This window comes from Nitrobacter sp. CN101 (genome assembly GCF_055390255.1).
Window position 1 is genome coordinate 1,362,833 of record NZ_AP038833.1, and the last position, 15,349, is coordinate 1,378,181.

At 61.9% G+C, this 15,349-nt stretch carries 14 protein-coding genes and 1 pseudogene; 10 read left to right on the top strand and 5 right to left on the bottom strand.

The genetic code is table 11. The features are described from left to right. Positions 1–117 precede the first annotated feature (117 nt). Positions 118–1,548 (top strand): MATE family efflux transporter, encoded by a 1,431-nt coding sequence (locus ACZ5IL_RS06605; RefSeq protein WP_464595890.1) that lies wholly within the window; start codon positions 118–120, stop codon positions 1,546–1,548. A gap of 18 nt (positions 1,549–1,566) precedes the next feature. On the opposite strand, the gene ACZ5IL_RS06610 is transcribed toward ACZ5IL_RS06605, so the two are convergent. Then, positions 1,567–2,679: a branched-chain amino acid aminotransferase gene (locus tag ACZ5IL_RS06610; RefSeq protein ID WP_464595892.1), complete on the bottom strand. Its 1,113-nt coding sequence runs from the start codon at positions 2,677–2,679 to the stop codon at positions 1,567–1,569. 290 nt (positions 2,680–2,969) lie between these two features. On the opposite strand from ACZ5IL_RS06610, the gene ACZ5IL_RS06615 reads away from it, so the two are divergent. The 4 genes from ACZ5IL_RS06615 (at position 2,970) to rocD (ending at position 6,970) form a co-directional block, all read left to right on the top strand. After that, positions 2,970–3,482: a MarR family winged helix-turn-helix transcriptional regulator gene (locus ACZ5IL_RS06615; protein WP_079447689.1), complete on the top strand. Its 513-nt coding sequence runs from the start codon at positions 2,970–2,972 to the stop codon at positions 3,480–3,482. Further along, positions 3,479–4,207: a response regulator gene (locus tag ACZ5IL_RS06620; protein WP_464595894.1), complete on the top strand. Its 729-nt coding sequence runs from the start codon at positions 3,479–3,481 to the stop codon at positions 4,205–4,207. The genes ACZ5IL_RS06615 and ACZ5IL_RS06620 overlap by 4 nt, the downstream gene beginning before the upstream one ends. A 62-nt stretch (positions 4,208–4,269) precedes the next feature. Continuing rightward, a complete protein-coding gene (locus ACZ5IL_RS06625) occupies positions 4,270–5,604 on the top strand; it encodes an ATP-binding protein (RefSeq protein ID WP_464596856.1) in 1,335 nt (444 codons plus the stop codon). A 148-nt stretch (positions 5,605–5,752) separates the two neighbouring features. Further along, positions 5,753–6,970 carry an ornithine--oxo-acid transaminase gene (gene rocD, locus ACZ5IL_RS06630; protein ID WP_464595896.1) on the top strand — a complete coding sequence of 406 codons (1,218 nt, stop codon included), beginning with the start codon at positions 5,753–5,755 and terminating at the stop codon, positions 6,968–6,970. Between the two features lie 76 nt (positions 6,971–7,046). On the opposite strand, the gene amaB is transcribed toward rocD, so the two are convergent. The 3 genes from amaB to ACZ5IL_RS06645 form a co-directional block, all read right to left on the bottom strand. After that, positions 7,047–8,558 carry an L-piperidine-6-carboxylate dehydrogenase gene (gene amaB / locus ACZ5IL_RS06635; RefSeq protein ID WP_464595897.1) on the bottom strand — a complete coding sequence of 504 codons (1,512 nt, stop codon included), beginning with the start codon at positions 8,556–8,558 and terminating at the stop codon, positions 7,047–7,049. Between the two features lie 160 nt (positions 8,559–8,718). Further along, positions 8,719–9,555 carry a pyrroline-5-carboxylate reductase gene (gene proC / locus ACZ5IL_RS06640; RefSeq protein WP_464595898.1) on the bottom strand — a complete coding sequence of 279 codons (837 nt, stop codon included), beginning with the start codon at positions 9,553–9,555 and terminating at the stop codon, positions 8,719–8,721. 159 nt (positions 9,556–9,714) lie between these two features. After that, entirely contained in the window at positions 9,715–10,215 is a 501-nt protein-coding gene (locus ACZ5IL_RS06645) for a type III secretion system chaperone family protein (protein WP_464595900.1), read from the bottom strand. Between the two features lie 761 nt (positions 10,216–10,976). Between ACZ5IL_RS06645 and ACZ5IL_RS06650 the strand changes: the two genes are divergently transcribed. The 3 genes from ACZ5IL_RS06650 to ychF all read left to right on the top strand — a co-directional run bounded on the left by ACZ5IL_RS06650 (position 10,977) and on the right by ychF (position 13,670). Further along, positions 10,977–11,708, top strand: coding sequence for a 50S ribosomal protein L25/general stress protein Ctc (locus ACZ5IL_RS06650; RefSeq protein WP_464595901.1), 732 nt, complete (start codon positions 10,977–10,979; stop codon positions 11,706–11,708). A 117-nt stretch (positions 11,709–11,825) separates the two neighbouring features. Next, a complete protein-coding gene (gene pth, locus ACZ5IL_RS06655; protein ID WP_464595903.1) occupies positions 11,826–12,440 on the top strand; it encodes an aminoacyl-tRNA hydrolase in 615 nt (204 codons plus the stop codon). Positions 12,441–12,572: 132 nt separating this feature from the next. Next, on the top strand, positions 12,573–13,670 hold the full coding sequence (ychF, locus tag ACZ5IL_RS06660; RefSeq protein ID WP_309773204.1) for a redox-regulated ATPase YchF: 1,098 nt from the start codon (positions 12,573–12,575) through the stop codon (positions 13,668–13,670). A 161-nt stretch (positions 13,671–13,831) separates the two neighbouring features. Here ychF and ACZ5IL_RS06665 read toward each other — a convergent pair whose 3' ends face one another. Then, on the bottom strand, positions 13,832–14,128 hold the full coding sequence (locus tag ACZ5IL_RS06665; protein WP_309773203.1) for a DUF4282 domain-containing protein: 297 nt from the start codon (positions 14,126–14,128) through the stop codon (positions 13,832–13,834). A 155-nt stretch (positions 14,129–14,283) separates the two neighbouring features. Between ACZ5IL_RS06665 and ACZ5IL_RS06670 the strand changes: the two genes are divergently transcribed. Further along, positions 14,284–14,745 (top strand): MaoC family dehydratase, encoded by a 462-nt coding sequence (locus ACZ5IL_RS06670; RefSeq protein ID WP_464595905.1) that lies wholly within the window; start codon positions 14,284–14,286, stop codon positions 14,743–14,745. A 4-nt stretch (positions 14,746–14,749) separates the two neighbouring features. Then, positions 14,750–15,233, top strand: a pseudogene (locus ACZ5IL_RS06675) (MaoC family dehydratase). Positions 15,234–15,349 lie beyond the last annotated feature (116 nt).

A 15,349-nucleotide genomic window follows, 5' to 3' on the forward strand; every position in this document is an offset into this window, starting at 1 on the left:
AGCGCTATAAGCGCGGTCAATGAACGAGATACGACACCTCCGGCGACACGGTGAGAGGTGTCCGTCGTCCCGATATTGTCTTTCTGCCCCGATTGCCGTGTTGATGACGAAGTCGCCATGCTTTTTGACGCTCGCCATAGCGCACTCTCGCGCGATGTTTGGCTCGGAGAATTCCGGGCCACCCTGACGCTCGGTTGGCCTCTGGTCCTCACCAACCTCGCGCAAATCGCGCTGACCACGACAGACGTGATCGTGCTGGGCCGCGTTGGTGCTTCCGCGCTGGCCGCCGGAACCCTTGGCGTCAATCTGTACTTCGCGATCCTGATTTTCGGCATTGGCGTCGTCACCGCGACCTCGCCGATGATGGCCGAGGCGTTTGGCCGCAAGCTGCATATGGTGCGCGACGTGCGGCGGACGTTTCGGCAGGGGATATGGGCGTCGGTTCTGATTGCAGTGCCGAGCTGGGCACTGCTCTGGCATACCGAAGTGATCCTTCTTCTGTTTGATCAGGAGCCGCAGCTTGCAGCCGAAGCTCAGGTGTTTGTGCGCGCTTTGCAGTGGGGCATGCTTCCGACGCTCGGCTTTATCGCGTTGCGCTCCTTCTTTGCCGCACTGGAGCGGCCGCTATGGGCAATGACCGTGACCGCGGTCGCGATCCTGTTCAACATCGTCGCGAACTGGGCGCTTGTGTTCGGTCATCTTGGTCTGCCGGCACTTGGCCTGCGCGGCTCCGGCATCGCGACGACTTTGTCGAACACCTTCCTGTTCGCCGGGCTGGTGCTGGTGGTGAGCTTTGGCCACAAGTTCCGTCGCTATCATCTATTCGGGAACTGGTGGCACGCCGATTGGCCGCGTCTCGTCACGCTGTGGCGCGTCGGTCTGCCGATTGGCGCGGCGCTCGGCTTCGAGATCACCGTGTTCAATGCCGCGGTATTCCTGATGGGACAGTTCGGAACAGCCTCGATCGCGGCTCATGCCATTGCAATTCAGATCGCGTCGGTTTCCTTCATGGTGCCAATGGGACTGGCGCAGGCGGCGACGGTACGTGTCGGTCGGGCGTACGGCGCGCGAGATTTCGACGGGATTGCCCGCGCAGGATGGACGTCGTTTGCCCTGGCGATTGCATTCATGGTGAGCACCAGTGTGTTGATGATTACCGCGCCACGATGGCTGATCGGCGCATTTGTCGACGTCAACGATGCGGCAAACGCCGAGGTGATCGGACTTGCGGTGTCGTTTCTCACCTGTGCAGCGGTATTTCAGATTGCCGATGGCGCGCAGGTGGTCGGCGCCGGTATGCTGCGTGGTCTGCAGGATACCCGCGTGCCGATGATTTATGCCGGCCTGGGCTATTGGGGCTTCGGCATGTCGTTGGGTTTGCTTTTTGCCTTCAAACTCGGGTTTCAGGGCACCGGTATCTGGATCGGCCTGGCGTCGGGCCTCGCAGCCGTGGCCATCCTGATGATTTCGCGCTGGGTCAGACGTGAGCGGATCGGTCTGGTGCCCCTAAACGGCAGGCAGTTTCGCGAGGTCTTGGCCGCGAAATAAATCGCGTGAATGCGCTGGTCACAGCACCTTGCGGGTCCAGTTGTGCGGGTCGGTCGCGCGGCCATACTGGATGTCGACCAGCTTCTTGCGAAAGCCCATCGCGACGGACCCGGCGGCGCCGCCATTGATGGTGAAATCGCCGTGCGCCGAGCACACCTTGCCGATCGGCGAGATGACGGCGGCGGTGCCGCAGGCGAACGCTTCCCGGAGCCTGCCGCTGGCGGCATCCGTGCGCCACTGATCGATTGTATAGGGCTCCTCGCGCACGCTCGTGCCGGATTCCCTTGCGAGTGTGATGATCGAATCGCGGGTGATGCCCGGCAGGATGGTGCCGAGCGGCGGCGTTGAGAGCGAACCGTCATCGAAAACGAAGAAAACGTTCATGCCACCGAGTTCTTCGACATAGCGTCGCTCGACCGCATCCAGAAAAACCACCTGATCGCAGCCGCGATCGATGGCTTCGGCCTGCGCGCGCAGGCTGGCGGCATAGTTACCGCCGCATTTGACGGCGCCGGTGCCGCCGACTGCCGCGCGCGTGTAGTTTTCCGACACCCAGATCGAGACTGGTGCGGGGCCGCCCTTGAAATAGGAGCCGACCGAAGAGGCGATGACGGCGAAGATGTAGTCCGCCGATGGCTTGACGCCGAGGAAGACCTCGTTCGCGATCATGAAGGGCCGCAGGTATAGGCTGCCTTCACCGCCAGGAATCCAGTCCTGGTCGATGCGCACGAGTTGCTCGATGGCCTCGATGAAAACGGTCTCGGGTAGTGGCGCCATCGCCATGCGCTCGGCCGAATTGCGGAAGCGTTTCGCATTAGCGTCGGGACGGAACAGGTTGACGCCACCGTCATCACGCTTGTAGGCCTTGAGGCCTTCGAAAATCTCCTGCGCGTAGTGCAGGACGGCGGTCGCAGGATCGAGCGGGAAGTTGGCGCGCGACGCGACCCTCGCTCCGTGCCAGCCTTTCGCCTGATTGAAGTTCACAACGGCCATATGATCGGTAAACACCCGGCCAAAGCCAGGGTTCGCAAGTTTTTCGGCGCGCACGGTCGCCTGCGTCGGATTGGCCGTCGGTTGGATATCGAATCTCAACGACGTCCCGCCATCGATCGTATCAAGCGAAACTCCCATGAACATTCTCCCGGCTTTGCAGCACCTTGTCTGCGTGCCCCTGCCTGCCATGCGAAGGCGGTTTCCGCTTTGGCGGAAGGCGCGAAGTCCAGTATGTTAACCGAAATGCCGCCCGGCAATCGCACCGATCAGAATTCCGGGCTGCGTGGTCTCGTACGCTCGTGTCGGGGGTCGATAAACAGTCGGGCTCCGGACGAAACGTTATTATATTTCGCATCAGACAGCCGACTTGTAACATTGAAACCAGATATGTCAATATGGCTGACATAAAACTCTCGGCGCCGACCGCCATGGTCACTTCCGGCCCTGAGACGCCCGGCAGGCGATCCGCGGAGACGCGTTGGGACATCATCGAACTGCTGTTCTTCGCCTATCGCGATTTCGTTGACGATCCTGATCATGTGCTTGAGGAATTCGGCTTCGGCCGCGCGCATCATCGAGTCATGCATTTCGTCCATCGTTACCCCGGGCTCACCGTCGCCGATTTGCTCGATGTTCTGCGGATCACGAAGCAATCGCTAGGGCGAGTGCTCAAGCAACTCCTCGACGAGGGCTATATCGTGCAGAAGGCCGGCGACGCTGACCGCCGTCAGCGCCTTCTTTTCGCCACCCCGAAAGGCGAGGCGCTGGTGGCGCAGCTCGCGGGCCTTCAGACCGATCGCATCAAACGCGCGCTGCGGGGCCTCGACGCATCCGGTGCCGAGGTGGTGCGCAAATTTTTGCTCGGGATGGTCGACCACGATGATCCTGACAAGGTGCTGGAGGCGATCCTGCGAGCGGACGGCAAGATGGTGAAGGCATGACAGTAACGCAAACGGCAGGGACCGCGCGAGCGCAGGTGAAGCTGGCCGACGACGCCCCGCATCTGCTGCTGGTCGACGATGACCGGCGCATCCGGGATCTGTTGTCGCGTTTTCTGGCGGGGGAGGGCTATCGTGTCACCACGGCCATGAGCGCCAAGGCCGCCCGCTCGAAATTGCTCGGTCTGCATTTCGACCTGTTGATCCTGGACATCATGATGCCCGGCGAAACCGGCTTTGATCTCGCCCGTTCCATCCGTGCCTCGTCCCCGGTGCCGATCATCATGCTGACGGCCCTGCACGAGGCCGAGAACCGCATTGAGGGTTTGCAGATCGGTGCTGACGACTATCTCGCCAAGCCGTTCGAGCCGCGCGAACTGGTGCTGCGGATCGGGAATATCCTCAAGCGCACGATGCCGCTGCCGACGATGCGAAGCGAATCGATTGCGTTCGGACCCTATGTCTATCATCTGGAGCGCGGTGAGCTGCGTCAGGGCGACGACGTCATTCATCTCACTGATCGCGAGCGCGAGATGCTGCGTATGCTCGCGGCCACCCCGGGCGAGACGGTTCGCCGCGGCGAACTCAACGGCGGCGGCACCGTGAACGAGCGCGCCGTCGATGTCCAGATCAACCGGTTGCGGAGGAAGATCGAGCGCGATCCCGCCAATCCGCTATTCCTCCAGGCGGTACGCGGGGTAGGCTATCGCCTGGTCGCAGCTCCTTGACGTCGATCACGACCACCCTCGATGCCGGTCTGACGCTAATCCGCACGGCGTTGCGACGGGTCATGGTCGTCAATAGCCGGATTGGGCACGCGTTCAAAAAGTGGATGCCCGAGGGCCTTTATGCCCGTGCGCTGCTGATCATGATTGTTCCTATGGTTGTGCTGCAATCGGTCGTGGCCTTCGTGTTCATGGAGCGCCACTGGAATACGGTGACGCGACGTCTGTCGGCGGCAGTCGTGCAGGACGTCGCCGCGCTGATCGATGTGTACAAGGATTACCCGCAGGACAAGGACCGTACGGCGATCCGGCGCATCGCACAGCAGCGGCTCGGATTGGTCGTCGATTTCCTGCCTGCGGGCGATATGCCCCCGCCCGGGCCGAAACCGTTCTTCTCCCTGCTCGACCAATCGCTGTCGGTGCAGATCAGCAGGCAGATTGGCAAGCCGTTCTGGATCGATACGGTCGGACGGTCCAATCTGGTGGAAATCAGAATCCAGCTCGACGACACTGTGATGCGGGTGTTTGCGCAGCGCAGCGCCGCCTATGCGTCAAATTCGGAAATCTTCATCTTCTGGATGCTGGGCACGTCGTCGATCCTGCTGTTCGTCGCGGTGCTGTTTCTTCGCAACCAGATCAAGCCGATCCTGCGGCTGGCGGACGCTGCCGAGAGTTTTGGCAAGGGCCGCGACGCGCCGAACTTCCGTCCGCGCGGGGCGCGCGAGGTCCGCCGCGCGGCGCATGCGTTCATCGAAATGAAGATGCGTATCGAGCGCAGTATCGAGCAGCGCACCGCGATGCTGGCCGGCGTGTCGCATGACCTGCGCACGATCCTGACCCGCTTCAAGCTGGAGCTGGCGCTGATCGGCGACAGTCCGGAAGTCGATGGCATGCGCAAGGATGTCGACGAGATGCACGGGATGCTCGAGGCTTATCTCGCTTTCGCGCGCGGTGACAGCGGCGAGCATGCGCAGCCGACCGACATGGCCTCCGCTCTCGAGGAGTTGCGAAGCGATGCCGAGCGCAACGGTCACGCAGCAACGGCAATATTTAACGGACTTCCCGTCGCCACCGTCAAGCCGGCAGCGTTCAAGCGCTGCCTCGGCAATCTGGTGTCAAACGCGGCACGATATGCCGACTCCATCGCCATCAACGGCCATCGCGATCACCGATGGCTAACCGTCATGGTCGACGATGATGGCCCGGGCATCCCGCGGGACATGCGCGAGGAGGTCTTCAAGCCGTTCCTGCGGCTCGACAGCGCGCGCAATCAGGACGAGGGCGGCTCCGGTCTCGGCCTCGCTATTGCGCGAGACATCGCGCGCTCCCATGGCGGTGACATTACACTCGGTGACAGTCCGATGGGCGGTCTGCGCGCGACCGTGCGGGTGCCGGTGTAGTGTAGGAGTGTTCTCTCTGCGCTTGGATCATGCCTAGCTTTCCCGGTTCTGAGGTCCCACATTGAATATGAGCTCGTTGCGGTCTGGCTAGGAGGAGCGCATGATGCTCTACGGCCTCGAGCACACTCGAACTGAGGGAGCGGGTGACATGGACGGCTCGGTTAAGCTGGAAATGCGCTATGGTGCCTCCAACTATGCGCCGATGCCGGTCACCATCGTGCGTGGCAAGGGCGTCTACCTGTGGGATGAGAGCGGGCGACGCTACATCGATATGATGGGCGCCTATTCGGCTGCAAGCTTCGGACATTCTCATCCCCGATTGATACAGGCGCTCACCGACCAGGCACGACAATTAGACACGATTTCGCGCGCTTATTTCAACGATCGTCTCGGAGCCTTTCTCGCCCGCGCTTGCAGCTTGACCGGGATGGACTTGGCGCTGCCGATGAACAGCGGTGCCGAGGCGGTGGAGACGGCGCTGAAGGCCGCGCGCAAATGGGCCTACACGGTCAAGGGGGTGTCGGCCGATCGCGCTGAGATCATCGTATGTGACGGCAATTTTCACGGCCGCACCATCGCTATCGTCGGCTTCTCGTCTGTGGCGCAATATCGCGACGGCTTCGGTCCATTTCCGCCCGGTTTCAGGTCGGTGCCGTTCGGCGACGTGGCGGCGCTTCGAGCTGCGATCACGCCGAACACCGCGGCCTTCCTGGTCGAGCCGATCCAGGGCGAAGGCGGCATCAACGTGCCGCCGCCGGGCTACCTTGCCGAGGTCGCGCGCATCTGCCGGGAGCACAATGTCCTGCTGATCTGCGACGAGATCCAGTCCGGTCTCGGTCGCACCGGGCGGCTACTGGCTTGCCAGCACGACGGCGTGACGCCGGACGCGGTGACACTGGGCAAGGCGTTGGGCGGTGGACTTCTGCCGGTGTCGCTGTTCCTGGCGCGGCGCGAGGTGATGCAGGTATTCACGCCCGGCGACCATGGCAGCACCTTCGGCGGTAATCCGATTGCGGCCGCGGTCGGATTGGCTGCGCTTGATACGTTGATGGACGAGAGACTGGTCGAGCGGTCCGCGCGCCTCGGCACGCATCTGCTCGCACGGCTTGGCGCGATCGAAAATCCCATCATTCGCGAGGTGCGAGGACGGGGGTTGTTCGCGGGCGTCGAGTTGGATCGCGATTTAGCCAACGCCGCCTCGGTAGCAACGCGACTGTTGCAAGCGGGCGTGCTGACCAAGGACACTCACCGCAACACCATTCGTTTTGCGCCGCCGCTGATTATCGAAGAATCCCAGATCGATTGGGTGGCGGACCGGGTCGCCGAAGTGCTGGACGAATTCGCTCGCGCGGAAGCTGATCCCTAGAGCCCGCTTTCTGATGGGATCGGAAGCGGGCTCCCGATTTTGGCTAACCGGATTCCACTGGAAAATACTCTCCGTCTCAATCGATGTCGAAGCGGACGCCTTGGGCGAGCGGAAGATCGTCGCCGTAATTCACCGTGCTGGTGGCGCGACGCATGTAGGCTTTCCAGGAGTCGGAGCCGGCCTCGCGGCCGCCGCCCGTTTCCTTTTCTCCGCCGAATGCACCACCGATCTCGGCGCCGGAGGGGCCGATGTTCGCATTGACGATGCCGCAATCGGAGCCCGCCACTGAGAGGAACTTCTCCACCTCGCGCATGTCGGTCGAGAAGATCGAGGACGACAGTCCGTGAGCGACCGCATTGTGCTGCTCTATCGCCGCGTCGAGGTCGGTATATGTCATGACATACAAAATCGGCGCGAAGGTCTCCCGCAGCACCGGGCCGGACTGCGCCGGCATTTCCACCAGCGCCGGCCGGACATAATACGCGTTGGGAAACCGTTTCTCCTCGACACGCTCGCCGCCGTGGACCCGCGCGCCGTGCGCCCGTGCCTCTTCAAGCGCGCGTTGCATATTCTCGAAGGCGGCTTCGTCGATCAGCGGACCGACCAGCACCTCGTCGCTTGCAAGCGGGTCGCCGATCCGGACCGAGGCATAGACGCGTTTCAGCTTCGCTACGAATTCGTCGTGGATGCTGTCATGAACGAACAACCGTCGCAGCGTGGTGCAACGCTGGCCGGCGGTGCCGATGGCGGCGAAGGCGATGGCCCGCAGCGCAAGATTGAGGTTTGCCGAGGGGCAGACGATCGAGGCATTGTTGCCGCCGAGTTCGAGAATGCTGCGCGCGAACCGCCGCGCAAGCTGCGTGCCGACCTCGCGGCCCATCGCTGTCGATCCGGTCGCGGAAATCAGCGGCACCCGTGGATCGTTGACCAAGGCTTCGCCGATATCGCGCCCGCCGATCAGCACGGTGCATAAGCCGTCGGGGATGTTGCCCGCCTTGACGGCGGCGCGTTCGAACAACGCCTGCACCGCCAGCGCCGTGAGCGGGGTTTTTTCCGACGGCTTCCAGATCACTGGATTGCCGCAGACCAGCGCCAGCGCCGCATTCCACGACCACACCGCGACGGGAAAATTGAACGAGGTGATGACGCCGGTTGGGCCGAGCGGATGCCATTGCTCCATCATGCGATGATTGGGCCGCTCGCTGGCGATCGTGAGGCCGTAAAGCTGGCGGGACAGGCCGACCGCGAAGTCGCAGATGTCGATCATCTCCTGCACCTCGCCACGGCCTTCCGAGACGATCTTGCCGGCTTCGATGGTGACCAGGCGGCCCAGAACATCCTTGGCGGCGCGCAATTCAAGGCCGAGCAGGCGAGCCAGTTCGCCACGCCGCGGTGGAGGGACCCCACGCCATGTCCGGAATGCCGCTTCAGCGAGCGCGATGGTTTCGGCCGCACGTTGCGAACTTGCATCCTCGAGGTGCGCGATGGTCTCGCCGGTCAGAGGCGAGCGTACGGCGCGTGTGCCGTGCCGTCGATCGGGCGAAACCCCGAGATGATCGAGCAGGGATGCAACCTCGTCGGCAAGCATGTGAGCTTTCTCCCAAACGGGTCCGGGTGGCCCATGTTGCGGCAAGTCATGGCAATTCTTCAAGCCGGATGAGCGTTCCCGCAGCATGTTGCGACGATGCGTCAAGCGCTCGCGGAAATCCTTCGGATCGTCAGGGGCGCTTCAGTCCTGTAGCAAAAAACTACTTCGCCAGTTCCTGCGATCGCTTAGTCGCGGCGGCTACCGTGCGCGTCATCAGTTCTTTCAGACCGTGCTCGCCCATCAATACGTTGAGCGCCGCGGCCGTGGTGCCGCCGGGGGAGGTGACGTTCTGGCGTAGCGTCGCGGCGTCGAGATCGGATCGATGCAGCAATTCGCCTGACCCGGCGACAGTCTCGCGGGCCAGCTTTGCAGCGAGATCGGCAGGCAGGCCTGCGCTGACGCCGGCGCGCGCCAGCTCCTCGGCGAGCAGGAAGACGTAGGCCGGTCCCGATCCCGACACAGCCGTGACGGCGTCCATCAGCGCTTCGTCATCGACCCATTCCACCGCCCCGGTCGCGCGCAGCAACGCGTCGGCCATGGTGCGCTGTGTCTCGTTCACGCCTTTCGCGGCGACCGCCACCGTCATGCCGCGGCCAATCGCGGCAGGCGTATTGGGCATCGCGCGGACGATGTTGCCGCCGCAGGCCGTGTCGAGCATGGCAATCGTTGTGCCCGCCATGATCGACACCACAAGTGTCGGAGATCCCACCAGCGGCCGCAGCGCTGGAGCGGCATCGCCGAAGTTCTGCGGCTTGACCGCGATCACGAGCGCTGCGACGGCACCGATTTCCTCGGCTATGGGATTCAGCCGAATGCCGCCGGCGGCGAGCGAGTGGATATCGGCGGAAGGATATGGCTCGATGACAATGACGCGCTTCGGATCCAATCCGCGCGCGAGCCATCCCGTCAGCAATGCGCTGCCCATCTTCCCGGCGCCGGCGAGAACGACGGTGCCCGAAATATCCGCGAGAGTTTGCATGTCCGGCGTTATCGTCATGGCGGGTTCCTGATGGTCAAAAAGACCCGTCATCGCGGGTTGAGTACGAAGCACATCTTCGCACGGACAACCCGGCGATCCGTCATTCATTGAACGAATTGCAAGAAGATGGACAGCCAGGTCAAGCCCGGTCATGACGCAAAAAACAATTGCGCGAGATTACGCCTCGCCCTCGGTGTCGAACATCGCGGCGGTCATCGCTTCGGCCGCCGATTTACCGGCCCAGACCACGAATTGCAGCGCCGGGTAGTAGCGCTCGCAGGCGTGGATCGCACCCGCCATCATGGTCTCGCACTGCGCGTTTGACGCAATCAGCCCCTCGGGAAGGACAAGCGAATGACGGTACATGATCGTTCCGGTCTGGGTCCAGATATCGAAATGGCCGACCCACAATTGCTCGTTGATCGCGGCGATCACGCGCTGGGCCTCGCCGCGCCGGGCGACCGGAATCTTCATGTCGAAGGCGCAGGCGAGATGCAACGCATCGATCTCACCCATCCAGGTGAAGGTGAGGTGATAATCGGTCCAGTTGCCTTTCGAGACGATTGTGATTTCGTCTTCGCCGGAACGCTCGAACGCCCAATCGTTGGTGGCGGCAATGTCCTCGACCACCGCCAGCGGATTGTTCTTGGAATCGATAGCGCCTTCGAGCAGCGACATGCCGTCCCGATCCTTGCTTTTGCTTGAGTTGATACGCACTCATAGAACGGCCGGTGCTGGCACGCGGCGGATATCAATCTTTCAGACGATCCATCACACGCGTTGGTCGAATGAGGATGATGTCCTGCGCGGATCAAGTGATGTGATTTGCGGAATCGGCGCAACGCCGCCTGGAGTCCGTCCACAGGCAAACCGCGCGTCGTCCACAACTGATCGAAAGGAGAGACGGTTTACGCCGTGAACAAAACGGACTCGGGACTCGCGTTGCGCGAGTCTTGCGGTTGCGACTCGCCTGCCGCGAGTCCGGCATCATCCGATGATCGACGAAAGATTCCGACGCCGGATGATGTCTACACCCTCGGCGATAAACGAGGTTGGTGTGTTGCACGGTTGCGCCGCTCGCTCTCAAAAGGAGCGATCAATCGCTTCATCTTCGAAAATTTTTCGGATGTTGATCCTTGTTCCAGCAATCTCTCGTTACGATGCATCGGTAGGACCGAAGCGCCTTCTCGGGCGGGACCCTGGATCAGCCTTTTCTCAATATCTCCCCGACGCGGAAGGATCAGCCTGTCCGACGGCTAAAAGCGACTTACGCGACAGCCGGAGAGTTCGAAAAACTCAGCCCAATTTCTTGTTATTTCGGGCGTTTGCGGTTAGAACGCCGCCACGTCTCATGGCCCCCGCACCCCTGGAGGCTTGCCGGTGACGTGCAACGGGCCGCAATTGCGGCCTTTAACTTTTTGAAAAGCAAGGATAAATCGATGGCGACCGTCAGGGAATTGAAGGCGAACGCGCGTCCGAAGAGCGGCAAGGGGGCCGCCCGGGCTGAGCGTCGCGCCGGCCGAGTGCCGGGCGTGATCTATGGAAATAAGCAGCCCCCGCAGCCGATCTCGGTCGAAGAAGCAGAACTGCGTCAGCGCATTCTGGCAGGCCGGTTCCTGACGACGATCTTTGACATCAACCTGGACGGCAAGAAGCACCGCGTGATTCCGCGCGACTTCCACCTCGATCCGGTCAAGGATCTGCCGATCCATGTGGACTTCATGCGGCTCGGCGAAGGCGCCACCATCCGCGTCAGCGTTCCGCTTCGCCTGCTGAAGGCGGATGTCGCGCCCGGCGTGAAGCGCGGCGGCACCGTCAATCTCGTGACCCACGCGATCGATGTCGAGTGCGCGGCTGAAAACATCCCGCAGTTCATCGAGGCCGACGTCGGCGCACTGGAAATCAACCATTCGCTCCATTTGTCGGACGTTGCGTTGCCGCCCGGCGTGAAACCGCTGGCACGCGAGGACGTCACGTTGGTGACCATTGTGCCGCCGTCAGGCTACGCGGAAGAACTCAAGGCAGCCGCCGCCGCTGCGGCCGGCACCGCGGCTCCCGCCGCCGGTGCGGCTCCAGCTGCTGCTGCTGCAGGCGCGGCCGCCGGTGGCGCGAAGGCGCCCGCAGGTGGTGGGGCGAAAGCGCCCGCAGGTGGTGGCGACAAAAAGAAGTAAGCGGCCGGTGGAGCGGATTTGACATTCGCGACCCCGCCTGCCGAGGTTTCGCAACGCGAATGTCTTACAGCTAACCGGATTCCACTTGGCCGGAAAATGCTCTAGGGGATCCGCGTCATGCGCCTGTTCGTCGGACTGGGAAATCCCGGCACGAAGTATCAGGGGAATCGACACAACATCGGGTTCATGGTCGTGGACGAGATCGCGCGGCGTCACGGGTTCGCACCGTGGCGCCGCCGCTTTCAGGGCGAAGCTTCCGAAGGCACGCTCGACCGGGAGCGAGTCATTCTGCTCAAGCCGACGACCTACATGAACAACTCCGGCAACGCGGTTCAGGACGCCGCGCAGTTCTTCAAGCTGACGCAGGGTGATGTCGTGGTGTTTCACGACGAGATCGAACTCCCACCGGCCAAGGTTCGCGTCAAGGTCGGCGGTGGCATTGCCGGACACAACGGCCTGCGATCGATCTCGGCGCATGTTGGCAACGACTATCGCCGTGTCCGACTAGGCGTCGGTCACCCGGGCATCAAGGAATTGGTGCATGCGCACGTGCTGAACGACTTCACCAAAAGCGAACGTCCCTGGGTCGAGGCGCTGATGGATGTCGTTGCGGAAAACGCGGCGCTGCTCGTCGCCGCCAGGGATTCGGCATTCCAGAACAAGGTGCATCTCGCGATGCAGGCGAAGGGATTTGCCGAGAAGGATAAAGAGGACAACAACGGCGCCAAGTAAACGGCCAGCTCAGATCGTCTTCATCGCCAACGGTCCGGCGATTGGCTCCTCGAAAAGGTGGATAGGCGGGTGAGCCCCGCTTATGGCGATCCGGGTCGGTTGCGCAATCCGCGCCAAATATCGGAATGAATCATGGGTTTCAAATGCGGTATCGTCGGGTTGCCCAATGTCGGCAAGTCGACCCTGTTCAACGCGTTGACGGAAACGGCGGCGGCGCAGGCGGCGAACTATCCGTTCTGCACCATCGAGCCTAATGTCGGCGCCGTGGCGGTGCCGGATTCTCGCCTCGACGGACTCGCGGCGATTGCCAAATCGGCGCAGATCATTCCGACGCAACTAACGTTTGTGGATATCGCCGGTCTGGTGCGCGGCGCATCCAAAGGTGAAGGGCTCGGCAACCAGTTTCTTGCCAACATCCGGGAGGTCGATGCGGTCGCGCATGTCGTGCGCTGTTTTGAGGATTCCGACATTACCCATGTCGAGGGCAAAATCGCGCCGCTCGCGGACATCGAGACCATCGAGACCGAACTGATGCTGGCCGATCTCGAAAGCCTCGAGAAGCGCGTCGATAATCTTTCGAAAAAGGCCAAGGGCAACGACAAGGAAGCCAAGGAGCAGCTCGATCTGGTCGAGCGTGCGCTCAAGCTCCTGCGCGACGGCAAGCCGACGCGCGGCATGGAGCGCAAGCCTGAGGAAGAACGCAATTTCCGCATGCTCGGATTGCTGACCTCAAAGCCGGTACTCTACGTCTGCAACGTCGAGGAAGGCTCGGCGGCGAGCGGCAACGCCTTCTCGCAAGCCGTGTTCGAACATGCGGCGAAGGAAGGCGCGGTCGCGGTCGTGATTTCCGCGAAGATTGAGTCCGAGATCGCGACGCTGTCGCGTGAGGAGCGCGCCGATTTCCTTGAAACGCTGGGGCTGGAAGAGGCGGGTCTCGACCGCCTGATCCGCGCGGGCTACGACCTGCTGCATCTCATCACCTATTTCACGGTAGGCCCGAAGGAAGCGCGCGCCTGGACCATCACCAAGGGCACCAAGGCCCCAGGTGCGGCGGGCGTCATTCACACCGACTTCGAAAAAGGTTTCATCCGCGCCGAAACCATCGCTTGCGCCGACTATATGGCGCTCAATGGCGAAGCAGGCGCACGCGATGCCGGCAAGCTACGGCTGGAGGGGAAAGAGTATGTCGTCGCTGACGGCGATGTCATGCATTTCCGGTTCAATACCTAGAGTCCGATTCAACTGCGTTGAATCAAGCTTTGCTTATTTCTTCCGGCTGAGCATGCTCTCATCCGGACCGGTTTTCACGTTGCGCTGGCGCGGCCCTTCGAGTCGGGATCATGCTCAGGGCATGAATCCCGAAAGAAAACCGATCCTCGGATCGGATCATGCTACGACCGGGTCGCGCCCTGATCGCGAATAGCACCGAGATGTTCGTTGATACGAAATACGATCAGGATCGACTCGGCTGCGATCCGCGAAAACACGATGCCAACGAGGACGCCGGCGACGTTCAGAAGGATCGTGATGAAACCACTAAAGGGACTGACGGCCATCGAGGTCAGGCCCGCGAAGATGCCGGATAATCCCGACAGCACGATCAGGACAATGACCAGCCAATAAAATACCTTGATGATGGTGGGCGTGATGAAGCGATCCCACTGAAACAGATCCCGGATTTCAAACATTTGCCGTTCCCCTCGCGCGTCGCGCGGCCGTCATAAGCCGGGCGGCACTTACCCCAAGGGCCGCTCCCGGCAAGCTCGCGCCGCGGCATGCTGGCGTACGGTTGAGATTGCTGCAAATAGCGGCCACAATCGGGCATCCTTCAACAGGTCTCGCCATGACCCTGACATTTGAAGATTTCTCCCTCGGCCATTTCGGCACTTTCGGGCCGCGGCATGTCGGTCGTGACGAAATCATCGCATTCGCATCCGAGTTCGATCCGCAGCCCATGCATCTCGATGAGGCGGCGGCGAAGCATACCATGCTGCGCGGGTTATCGGGTTCGGGCTGGCATTTGTGTTCGCTTATGATGCGCATGATGTTTGACGGCTATATCGGACGGACCGCTTCGCTCGGCTCTCCCGGCGTTGATGAAGTCCGCTGGCTGTCGCCACTGCGGCCGGGCGACGATCTGATGCTGGACGTGGACGTAACAGGGGCGCGGGCGTCGCGCAGCCGTCCGGAGATGGGAATCGTGACCTTCGCGATGCGCATGCGCAATGCTTCCGGCCAGGTATTGCTCGAGGCGGTGTCTCCGATCATGATCCGGCGCCGTGCGGAGCAGACGGCGCGGAGCTGAACCCTTGGGTTATTTCGAAGACATGGGGGTCGGGCAGCGTCGTGATCTCGGTTCGTTTATCTTTACCGGCGATCTCATCAAGACATTCGCGTCGCAATTCGACCCGCAGCCGTTTCACCTCGACGAGGATGAGGGCCGCAAATCACTGTTCGGCGGTCTGGCAGCCTCCGGCTGGCATGTCGTTTCGGTTTGGATGAAGCTGATGGTCGCGGACAGTCAGCGTGAGGCGGCGGAAGCCACCGCGCGCGGCGAAAAGCCCGGGATGTGGGGGCCCGTCGCCCGGATTTCGCGACCTGCGCTGGCTGAAACCGGTACTGGCGGGGGATACTGTCAGTTATGCCAGCGAAGTCGAATCGCTGAGAGCCTCCCGCTCTCGTCCGGAATGGGGCGTTATGCAAATACGTAACACCGGCACGAACCAGCGCGGCGAACTGGTCTTTTCCTTTTTGGGCTCAGTTTTCGTCCCGCGCCGGCTTCCGCAGGATTGAGGGGTTGCACGATTGACCTACTTTGGAGGAATTTTATTAGAAAACGAGCCTCTTTTAAGGAATTGTGAACCCTCAGACAGTCTTGTCGAAACGCGTCAGGGTAAGGGGCAGGGGGA

Excerpts from the sequence above, each read along its gene's own strand:
- ACZ5IL_RS06605 (WP_464595890.1), top strand. The coding sequence starts at position 118 with ATGCTTTTTGACGCTCGCCATAGCGCACTCTCGCGCGATGTTTGGCTC.
- ACZ5IL_RS06610 (WP_464595892.1), bottom strand. The coding sequence starts at position 2,679 with ATGGGAGTTTCGCTTGATACGATCGATGGCGGGACGTCGTTGAGATTC.
- ACZ5IL_RS06615 (WP_079447689.1), top strand. The coding sequence starts at position 2,970 with ATGGTCACTTCCGGCCCTGAGACGCCCGGCAGGCGATCCGCGGAGACG.
- ACZ5IL_RS06620 (WP_464595894.1), top strand. The coding sequence starts at position 3,479 with ATGACAGTAACGCAAACGGCAGGGACCGCGCGAGCGCAGGTGAAGCTG.
- ACZ5IL_RS06625 (WP_464596856.1), top strand. The coding sequence starts at position 4,270 with ATGGTCGTCAATAGCCGGATTGGGCACGCGTTCAAAAAGTGGATGCCC.
- rocD (WP_464595896.1), top strand. The coding sequence starts at position 5,753 with ATGGACGGCTCGGTTAAGCTGGAAATGCGCTATGGTGCCTCCAACTAT.
- amaB (WP_464595897.1), bottom strand. The coding sequence starts at position 8,558 with ATGCTTGCCGACGAGGTTGCATCCCTGCTCGATCATCTCGGGGTTTCG.
- proC (WP_464595898.1), bottom strand. The coding sequence starts at position 9,555 with ATGACGATAACGCCGGACATGCAAACTCTCGCGGATATTTCGGGCACC.
- ACZ5IL_RS06645 (WP_464595900.1), bottom strand. The coding sequence starts at position 10,215 with ATGTCGCTGCTCGAAGGCGCTATCGATTCCAAGAACAATCCGCTGGCG.
- ACZ5IL_RS06650 (WP_464595901.1), top strand. The coding sequence starts at position 10,977 with ATGGCGACCGTCAGGGAATTGAAGGCGAACGCGCGTCCGAAGAGCGGC.
- pth (WP_464595903.1), top strand. The coding sequence starts at position 11,826 with ATGCGCCTGTTCGTCGGACTGGGAAATCCCGGCACGAAGTATCAGGGG.
- ychF (WP_309773204.1), top strand. The coding sequence starts at position 12,573 with ATGGGTTTCAAATGCGGTATCGTCGGGTTGCCCAATGTCGGCAAGTCG.
- ACZ5IL_RS06665 (WP_309773203.1), bottom strand. The coding sequence starts at position 14,128 with ATGTTTGAAATCCGGGATCTGTTTCAGTGGGATCGCTTCATCACGCCC.
- ACZ5IL_RS06670 (WP_464595905.1), top strand. The coding sequence starts at position 14,284 with ATGACCCTGACATTTGAAGATTTCTCCCTCGGCCATTTCGGCACTTTC.